This window comes from Nitrosomonas sp., assembly GCF_043753625.1.
Lineage (GTDB): Bacteria > Pseudomonadota > Gammaproteobacteria > Burkholderiales > Nitrosomonadaceae > Nitrosomonas.
Genome location: NZ_JAYUWI010000142.1, coordinates 1 through 9304 on the forward strand (window position 1 = coordinate 1; position 9304 = coordinate 9304).

The following is a 9304-nucleotide window of genomic DNA, read 5'->3' on the forward strand; positions in this document are numbered from 1 at the left end:
GTTTTTGGTGTTAATTCACATATTTATGTGCACCATTTTACCAAAATATTAAATACTATTAAATTAAAACAGTTAGTTATACTTTTTTAGTAAGCTCTACTTAATTGGAAGTGACACCTGATTGGGAAAGGATACGAGATGCATTAGGAAGATCTCGACGAAGATGTTATGTGCTTCACATATGGCGCATTACGTCAGAAAGTGACAATTTTTGTCACTTTCCGCACACCACAGCGAAATAGATTTTAGCAGCATTCCAATAAAATCAATTACTTGATACAAACCACCCGCACCTGATGAATATCGGTAGCCCCCTGTAACACCTTTTCGATTCCATCTTGCTTTAGAGTTCGCATCCCATCACCCAGCGCCGTCACCAGCATTTCCGCGACACGGGCATGTTCCTGGATATTCTTTTTCAATGCGTCGCTGGCAATCATCAGTTCATGCAACCCTACCCGACCGGAAAAACCGGTGCCAGCACAATCATCACAACCCGCTGGTTTACACAATGTAATCTGACCCTCGTCATCCCCGTATTGTTTGATCCACTGATCATAAACTTCCTGATAGGCCGCTTCCGGGTTCGCTTTGAACCGGTCAATATGATTCAATTCATCACAATATTCTGTTAATAAAGACTTGATTTCATGTTCGCTGGCCACATGCGATTCTTTACATTTACACAGACGCTTCGCCAGCCGTTGCGCCAAAACGCCCAGCAGCGCATCGGCAAAATTAAACGGGTCCATCCCCATATCCAGCAAACGGGTTACAGATTCCGGCGCGCTATTGGTATGCAATGTAGCCAAAACTAGATGTCCCGTTAATGAAGCTTCAATCCCGATACTGGTGGTTTCCTTGTCGCGCATCTCGCCAACCATGATGATATCCGGATCGGCACGTAGAAAAGATCGCATGATGACCGGAAAGGTCAAACCTGCTTTGACGTTAATCTGGACCTGACGCAACCCCTTTTGGGTGATCTCAACCGGATCTTCCGCCGTCCAAATTTTGGTTTCTGTGCGATTGAGATACTTCAACACCGAATGCAACGTGGTCGTTTTTCCCGAGCCAGTTGGGCCACACACAAAAAATAACCCATACGGTTTACTGATTATTTTCTTCAGCTCATCCAGATTGTGCGCAGTAAACCCCATCTTATCCAGCGGAATCGGTTCACCGGTAGCCAAAATACGCATGACAACATCTTCCAGACCGCCCGCTGAAGGAATGGTCGCAACGCGCAATTCAATATCCAATGGCGCAAATTTCCTGAATTTGATCTTGCCATCCTGCGGCCTACGCTTCTCGGAAATATCCATATCACACATGATCTTAATGCGCGTTACCAGTGGATTACGATAACTGGCCGGAACCTCGATATAAGGCATTAATGAACCATCCTTGCGAAAGCGTATTTTGGTTTTCTCTTTTCCTGTGTAAGGTTCGACATGAATATCCGATACTCCCATCTTATAGGCATCGATAATGATTTTATTGACGAGCTTGACCAGCTCATTGTCCGAAGCTTCTGAAGATTCCTCTATTTCGTTGAGCGTTTCTCCAACATGCTCATCCCCAAGATTAAACAGCATCTCATTAATATCGCCTGTATCACTCTCATCCTGGCTACCACCATAAAACTGCTCAACCGTTGCATTAAACTCACGCTTGGTGGTAACCGCATAGATAATCTTGTGCTTGGGAAAAATAGTGTTAGCAATGCGCTGCGATTTAATCCGTTCAGGATCCAGTGTTAAAACTACCAACCCTTCTTTAATTTCATCAATCGGTAACAAGGAGTTACTTTCAACATAATCCTTTTTTAAATTTTTAAGCAGATCCATCGGCCGAATCCGATCCTTTTTAAAAGGCTCGTACCGTACCGAGAAAAATAAAGAAAGCGCTTTGCCGATGAGTGGCGAAGCAATCTGGAACTCGTCGAGCAACACATCTTCCAGATCGCATCCTTTTTTTCGTGCCGAACGCGTCGCTAACTCAAACTCGGGGGCAGAAATCACTGCATCGAAAATCAAATAATCGTATTTTGATTTAAGTAGCTGAATAGGCTTCTGGCGTTGTTTAAATACAATGGCAAGAGTCTTACAGATTTCAATCATCGCCTCAGCAACGGTCGCTTCCGGAAATGGCTGATTATCTCTGTTATTAATGGCCTGAATCACGCCCAACAATTCTTGATTATCTGCATTTAGGATCGGCGCCACCATCATCTGCTTAGTTCGATAACCGGTGCGCTTATCGACTTCATGCGAAAAGACAAGCGTTGGATTAATTTTTTTTAATTCGCTCTTATTGTAAACATCCTCAATATTGACGAATTGCTTCTGCAAGCCCGCAAAACCAACAATGCTGTTTTCTGTCGCTGGCAATCTCATGTCTTGGAAAGAATCAAACCCCGTTTTAACCCGGGAAATAAAAGAAGACTTATCGTCGCTCAACGCATAAATAGTCAATCGATCCGCATTGAACAATGTACAGATATCCTTGCTACCTTCCAGCATGATTTCGTCAATATCATTGGCAGCGTTTATTTTGTTGGTAACACTCTGCAAATTTTTAGCGAAATTCGACTCGCTATTGATATCAGTAGCATTCGTTTGTTTTAGCGGTGTCGTTACAATTGTATTCATGGTATCGGTTCTCCAGAACTTCCTAGAATTCAAATAATTGATCGTTCTCAAGCCGGTGCGGACTATATCTTCCTATGCATTGCTGTATTTCATGCATGGTGACATCCGCCTCACTGGGTTTCAGGTGCGTAATAAATATTTCCACAGTCTGTTCAAGTTTTTCCAGTTCTTCCGTCAACAAACTGGGACACAGATGTTTAGACCTGATCGCAATGTCCCTTTTCTGATTGCAGAAGGCTGATTCAATGATTAAATACTTGAGATTCTCAATCTTATTAACGGCTGTCCATAGCGCATCATTAGACGTTGTATCGCCGGTAAATACCAGACTGGCCTGACCAGAATCCAATTGATAACCAACGGCAGGAACTACATGATTCGCAGGCAGCGGCGTGATCTTTCGTCCATTCAAGTCACTGGTCTGACCGAGGAATAAAGCTTCGTAACGCATGTAAGGAAAGTTATTATCTGGAATTCTGGTGAAATCAGGCCAAATCTGCCAATTAAACAAATGCGTCTGCAATATACCCAATGTAGCTTGTATCGCATGGATGGTTATGGGTTTGGTACGTATGGAACCTACGGTATCAACCAAGAAAGGAATAAAGGCCACATGATCCAAGTGTGCATGCGTGACAAAGATATGATCAATTTTGACCAGCTCCGCGAAACTCAGTCTTCCCACACCCGTTCCTGCATCAATCAAAACATCATCATCCAGCAGCATAGCGGTGGTCTGTGCACCGCCTCCAATCCCTCCGCTACACCCCAAGATTCTGAGTTTCAATAGATTTGCCTCAGTAACTCATTATTTAACCAATAACACGGGAATATTTGATAATTGCATCACTTTGTTGGTTACTGATCCCAACAACAAACCTGTTATGCCACCTTTTCCACGCGGACCCATGATGATTTGATCGTATTGCTTTTCAGTAGCGAATCGAACAATCATTTCAGCGGGATCACCGACAATAATATGATACTGGTAAGCAATCCCAGCTTGATCAAGTAAATCGCGGGTATTTTGCAGGCTTTTTAAGGCTTCTTCCTGATGATATTGCTTAATGTCCGTCTGATTAATAAACAATGAAACATTTCCATCCAGCGGATATTGCACATTCAACAAATGAAATTCCGGTTTTTCCTTGTACCAATCCAGTAATTGAATGAAATCAGCCACTGTTTTACTGGAGTTTTCAGAACCATCTACGGGTAGCAGCATTTTTAACATGATCAGTCTCTCAATTTTTTATATGGAAGCTAATGTTTGGAAATCTTTTCATCGGCCAAATCTTCCAATGGTTTGGGTTTAGTTGGCTTCCGGGCAGCCAGCACTTTCCCCGTTACAATTATCAATACAGCAGTAGCGGCCGGTGCGACCCACTGCAAATACTTCGCCTGCGTACTGACCCACTCCTTCGTGACTACATCAGTAACAACCATGTCTCCAGCAATCCATCCCAACAATCCAGCACCAATAGCAATCGTTACCGGATAACGATCCATGACTTTCATCACCAATTGACTGCCCCACACAATGATAGGCACACTAATCACCAAACCGAAAATCACCAGCCCAATATCGTCCTTAGCCGCCCCAGCGATAGCAATCACATTATCAAGACTCATCACAGCATCCGCCACAATAATCGTTTTGATAGCACCGACTAAAGTCGTACTGGCATCGATTTCGTGCACCCCTTCCGGTTCAGGCTGCAGTAATTTGACACCGATCCATATCAATAAAGCCGCGCCGACAATCTTTAAGTAAGGGATAGCCAGTAGACTCAACGCAAAAAAGATCAGTACCACACGTAAAATAATGGCACCAAAAACACCCCAGAAAATGCCAAGCTTACGTTGTTTCTCAGGTAGACGCCGGCAGGCAAGCGCAATCACGACGGCATTATCGCCACCCAACACAATATCAATCGCAATGATCTGCATGACTGCAATCCAGAATTGCGGACTATCAAAATCCATTTATTTTCCCTAACAGAATTTCAATCCAATAGAAAATAACAGCAGTATTTTCTATACCTAGTCTTGCACGCCGATGAACTTCAAAAGCTCATCTTTCTGTTGCAAGGTATCTTTATACCCCAATTCAATCAACTCTCGGCAAAAGGGGGCTTCAAATAACACGTAACTTAATAAAGTTGAGCCATTAGGTCCCATTGCACCAATGGCACGATACAGATAACGCATGATCCGCGGTAAGGTATGCGTATATTTTTGTGCAATTTCGTTAATGCTCTCGCTAGGCGATATCATCATCGCTTCGACAGGACGCAACGATATATTTTTTGCTTTAAAAATCTCGGGGGGAATCAGTTTAAGTGTTTCATTAATTCGCAACAAACGTTCCAGATCCACATCCAGGCTATCGACAAATATACTATTTAGCGCATGCCCTGCAATCTGCGCAAAGGGCGGGTAACTCGAAGCACTCACGCGCTTAGGCTCATCAGTAACAGCTTTGCGTACACCAATAATCAGCACTTTATCTGCCCCCAAATGCAACGCCGGGCTGATTGGCGCCATCTGACGCATTGAACCGTCGCCGAAGTACTCGCGGTTCAGTTTCACGGAGGGAAAGATAAATGGTATCGACGAAGAAGCCATCAAATGTTCAACTCCAATATCAACGGGAACACCCAGTCTTTGCGCTCTTTTCCACGGCATCACTTCTCTGGCTGCCTGATAAAATGTAACTGATTGCCCTGACGTATAACCCCATGCAGTAAGTCCCAGTGCATGCAATGCACCCGAACGGATAGAATACTGAATAGAGCGAAACGGAAAGCGATTTTTCAATAGCGCTTCTAAGGGTGCATTGTCCAGAAGGGAAATCGCATTATGTTGACTATATTCACTCGATACTAAAGAAAGCAGACAGCGTAAAGTATTATGCATGACGCCCATAAAATCTGAGCGATAAATCTGGTTGACATGAAAATTAGACCAAACAGCTTCAAGCTGTTCAACACCTTCAGCAAAATTGTTAGCTGAAACTGCAATACTGGCTGCATTGATGGCACCCGCGGAAGTTCCACAAATGACAGGGAAAGGATTTCGTGTCTTATCGGGCAATAGCTCAGCAATGGCAAGCAATACGCCCACCTGATACGCAGCGCGTGCCCCCCCACCGGTTAGAACAAGTCCAACCTTAGGCGCGACTAAATCTGTTTTTTGCTCATGCACGAACTGCAAACTCTGATTTCACTTTCTCCAGCGCATCCCGTAAGGTCTCTTCAGGCAAATTATTTAAAGAATTTGATAAAACCTTAGCTGCTTGACAGGCCGAATCCGGCAATAAAGTACTATCCAGATTGGCCACAAATATGGCTGCAGCCCCTGTGGTATCCAACAGGCATTGACGTTCATTCATTAATATCTCCATCTCACCGCGTAACATGAAAACTTCTTGTTCTCTCAGTATAGTATTAGGCATATGATTAATCCTTTTAACATTGACACAGTATGTGGCCTGTCAATCAATATATCAGAACTATAATTCATCTAAGTTTTGAAATCTGTGATGTTTGCCATTCTTTTCTATCATTTTTACAACCCGTTAACCAGCGATTCTAATAACTCTATCATGAATAATCATCACCCTACTGCACTCTATCCTGAGATTGAACCTTATCGGCAAGGAGCGTTATCCCTGGATAAAATACATACAATGTACTGGGAAGAATCAGGCAATCCTTCCGGTGTACCGGTTGTATTTCTTCATGGTGGTCCCGGAGCCGGAGCAACAGCAGCGCATCGGCGTTTCTTTGATCCGGTATATTATCGTATTGTGATCTATGATCAAAGAGGCGCAGGGCGTTCAACACCACTCGGTGAAATTCAAGATAATACAACACCTCACCTGATTAATGACCTGGAATTACTCAGGCAACACCTGAGAATCGACAAATGGCATATATTCGGCGGCTCCTGGGGCAGCACACTGGCTCTCGCGTATGGCGAAGCGCATCCCGAACGCTGCTTGAGTTTTATGCTGCGCGGGATTTTTCTTTGTCGCAAAGCAGAAATTGACTGGTTTCTCTATGGACTGCGTAACTTATTTCCGGAAGCCTGGCATGACTTTGTTGCGCCATTGTCTGTCGCAGAGCGAAATAACATCCTTTCCGCTTACTACCAGCGCCTAATGGATCCTGATCCAACCATCCACATGCCCGCCGCACGTACTTGGAGCACCTATGAAGGTTCCTGCTCTACGTTACTGCCTAATCCGGCAACGGTCAGTTATTTTGCCAGTGATACCGTCGCATTAGGACTTGCGCGCATGGAGGCGCACTACTTCAATCACAATATCTTCTTACCGGAAAATTCATTACTGGATAATATCCATAAACTCCATACTATTCCCGCCACCATCGTGCAAGGACGCTACGATGCAGTCTGCCCGATCATCAGTGCCGATGACTTGCATCACGCATGGCCACAGGCTGAATACATCATTATTGATGATGCCGGACACTCGGTATGGGAATCCGGCATACAAACAGCACTAATCAGAACCACGGAACGGTTTAAAACGAGCATGCCTTAATCGTAGGCGATACCACAACGATCATCCCCGCTGCAAGTCAGCGGAAAACTTACTCGAAACAATTAAGGAAGCTCTGAATAACCCTCTTATGTCATTCCGAACAAAGTGAGGAATCTTTGGCAATTAATACCATAGATTTCTTGCTACGCTCGAAATGACAGTTATTCAGAGTTTCCTTAAAGATGCAAACCGCACTCAGTTTTAGGTTTTCCCGACCAGCGGCCGCAACGGCCTTCACCTTTTACGGTACAGTGCGTGCAACCAATCGAAGAGTAGCCATCCGCCACTAGCGGATGGAATGGCAACTTGTGTTCAAGAATATAGGCATCGCGCTCTTCACGCGACACATCGATCATTGGATTAAACTTGATAATTCCGCGACGTTCCTCAAAAATATCCAAACCGGCGCGATGATCCGTCTGCCAGCTCATCAGGCTCGACACCCAAATATCATAATTGGGTTTGATCGCTTCCAGCGGGTTAATCTTATTAATTGTGCAGCAAAAATCCGGATCGGTTTCATACAGTTTTTCTTTCTCGCTGTATTGATGCTGATAGTCATCCGCTCTCACATCCTCGACTTTTAAATGATAGAGTCCAACCAGATAATCCCGGTATAACAAAGTCTCCGGAAAATGAAAGCCCGTATCAATAAAAAAAATAACCTGCTGCGGCCGCATGCAGGAAATGATGTGCAGAAAATATGCAGAGGTTGCTGCGAAGGAAGATGTCACCATGATTCTTTCGGGCTGGAAGTCGGTGTAAAGCCTACGTAATCGTTCTTCAAAATTGAACGAGCGGTAACGCTGATTTAATTCACTGATGGCTTGCGCACTTAAGCCTGCACTGTTGCTGGAACTTTGAATTACAGGTGCTACTTTAGACATATTAATTACTCATTCTTTAATTGCATTATAAAAATTATTTCATCACTATATTTCCAACATAACCGCCAATTTCCATCATCCAAGCGATACCCAAATGTACAGCCAAGCCACCCACGATGGATTGTGTTTTATGGGCAACCATACCCAGTATCAATCCGCCAAAGAAAGAAGATATGCACTCAAGCAGCGGTTTGCAGAAATGAATGCTGCAATAAAATGTGGCCATTGGCAAAATAGCTGACGGTCCGGCATAACGGACAAATGCAAACACCAGAAATCCCCGGAAGAATAATTCTATCGTAATAAAGTCAATTCCATAACTTATTTCATAAAGGAATTGATACCACAGCAGATTTTCTGTGCTCGGCACAATAAAAGCCACTTGCCTGACTCTGGGATAAGCACTTAAAAAATCCGCTTGGGTACTAGCAAAGATGATCAGGGGCAACATCAAAACCAACATCAGACAATAAGGCCGCCATTGGATATTTTTCAATGTCATGCCCCAATAACTTTGCTCCACAGGAAGAATTTTATATAAAACGACTAATGGAATAAGTACAACTAAAAACTTAAATGGCAGCGTAGTAATGCTTGTTACATAACTGCCCCACATCCCGTCTATACTATTTTCCAGCGGATTAGCGATACTTACTTTGAGTGCAAATAAAGCTGGTGCAATTAACAGCAGCAACCAAAATGTCGGCGTAGCGGTAACCAGGTGTTTCCGGCATACCATGGCAAATAAATACGGAATCACAAAAGCACTGCAATAAACCAGAAAAAGCGCTAATAATTGATCAAGACGGGAATCAAGCCCTTTAATCAATTCACTCTCAATACCCAATGTATAGTTTAGGGTGATCAGAATGCTCGTCCAGATCAAACAAAAAAGCAACAGCTCCCCATCAATCGTCGAAGCATACTCTCGCAGATACGAAAGAATAGTTGTCATATAGGAAAGGTATAGCGAGAAATAGTTATTAAGGAGTAAAGTGCCTTTTATTGTTTCCATACGGCAGGCCCAATCATCCTTGCAGTAAGTACAGCTCTACTTAAAATTGAGATAATCAGATGTCTGTGGCAACAATAAACACTATAGTGGACCCTCCTTTCAGGACAGTAAATTAAGATGGTATCCTGCTAAGAAGGAGCAGGAAATGACGGGAATAAAGCGAAAGAATTTTACGGGT

General features: G+C 43.6%; 9 protein-coding genes. 1 reads left to right on the plus strand and 8 read right to left on the minus strand.

The window, feature by feature from the left end:
* Window positions 1–269 precede the first annotated feature (269 nt).
* Genes ACH10T_RS12080 through ACH10T_RS12105 form a run of 6 tightly spaced genes read right to left on the minus strand, consistent with a single transcriptional unit; the run spans window position 270 to window position 6111 of the window.
* Window positions 270–2654 (minus strand): ATPase, T2SS/T4P/T4SS family, encoded by a 2385-nt coding sequence (locus ACH10T_RS12080; protein WP_394809518.1) that lies wholly within the window; start codon window positions 2652–2654, stop codon window positions 270–272.
* Between the two features lie 22 nt (window positions 2655–2676).
* Window positions 2677–3441: a 3',5'-cyclic-nucleotide phosphodiesterase gene (locus tag ACH10T_RS12085; protein WP_394809519.1), complete on the minus strand. Its 765-nt coding sequence runs from the start codon at window positions 3439–3441 to the stop codon at window positions 2677–2679.
* A 21-nt stretch (window positions 3442–3462) separates the two neighbouring features.
* On the minus strand, window positions 3463–3888 hold the full coding sequence (locus ACH10T_RS12090; protein WP_394809520.1) for a universal stress protein: 426 nt from the start codon (window positions 3886–3888) through the stop codon (window positions 3463–3465).
* Between the two features lie 29 nt (window positions 3889–3917).
* Window positions 3918–4640: a TerC family protein gene (locus ACH10T_RS12095; RefSeq protein WP_394809521.1), complete on the minus strand. Its 723-nt coding sequence runs from the start codon at window positions 4638–4640 to the stop codon at window positions 3918–3920.
* 57 nt (window positions 4641–4697) lie between these two features.
* Window positions 4698–5861, minus strand: a complete 1164-nt coding sequence (locus ACH10T_RS12100) for a patatin-like phospholipase family protein (protein WP_394809522.1) — start codon at window positions 5859–5861, stop codon at window positions 4698–4700.
* Entirely contained in the window at window positions 5854–6111 is a 258-nt protein-coding gene (locus tag ACH10T_RS12105) for a hypothetical protein (protein ID WP_394809523.1), read from the minus strand. Before ACH10T_RS12105 ends, ACH10T_RS12100 begins: the two co-directional genes overlap by 8 nt.
* A gap of 150 nt (window positions 6112–6261) precedes the next feature.
* Here ACH10T_RS12105 and pip point away from each other — a divergent pair, with 150 nt between their 5' ends.
* Window positions 6262–7224 (plus strand): prolyl aminopeptidase, encoded by a 963-nt coding sequence (pip, locus tag ACH10T_RS12110; RefSeq protein ID WP_394809524.1) that lies wholly within the window; start codon window positions 6262–6264, stop codon window positions 7222–7224.
* 176 nt (window positions 7225–7400) lie between these two features.
* Here the strand turns inward: pip and ACH10T_RS12115 are convergent, their stop codons facing one another.
* Window positions 7401–8111 carry a phosphoadenylyl-sulfate reductase gene (locus ACH10T_RS12115; RefSeq protein ID WP_394809525.1) on the minus strand — a complete coding sequence of 237 codons (711 nt, stop codon included), beginning with the start codon at window positions 8109–8111 and terminating at the stop codon, window positions 7401–7403.
* 34 nt (window positions 8112–8145) lie between these two features.
* Window positions 8146–9126 carry a CPBP family intramembrane glutamic endopeptidase gene (locus tag ACH10T_RS12120; RefSeq protein WP_394809526.1) on the minus strand — a complete coding sequence of 327 codons (981 nt, stop codon included), beginning with the start codon at window positions 9124–9126 and terminating at the stop codon, window positions 8146–8148.
* Window positions 9127–9304 lie beyond the last annotated feature (178 nt).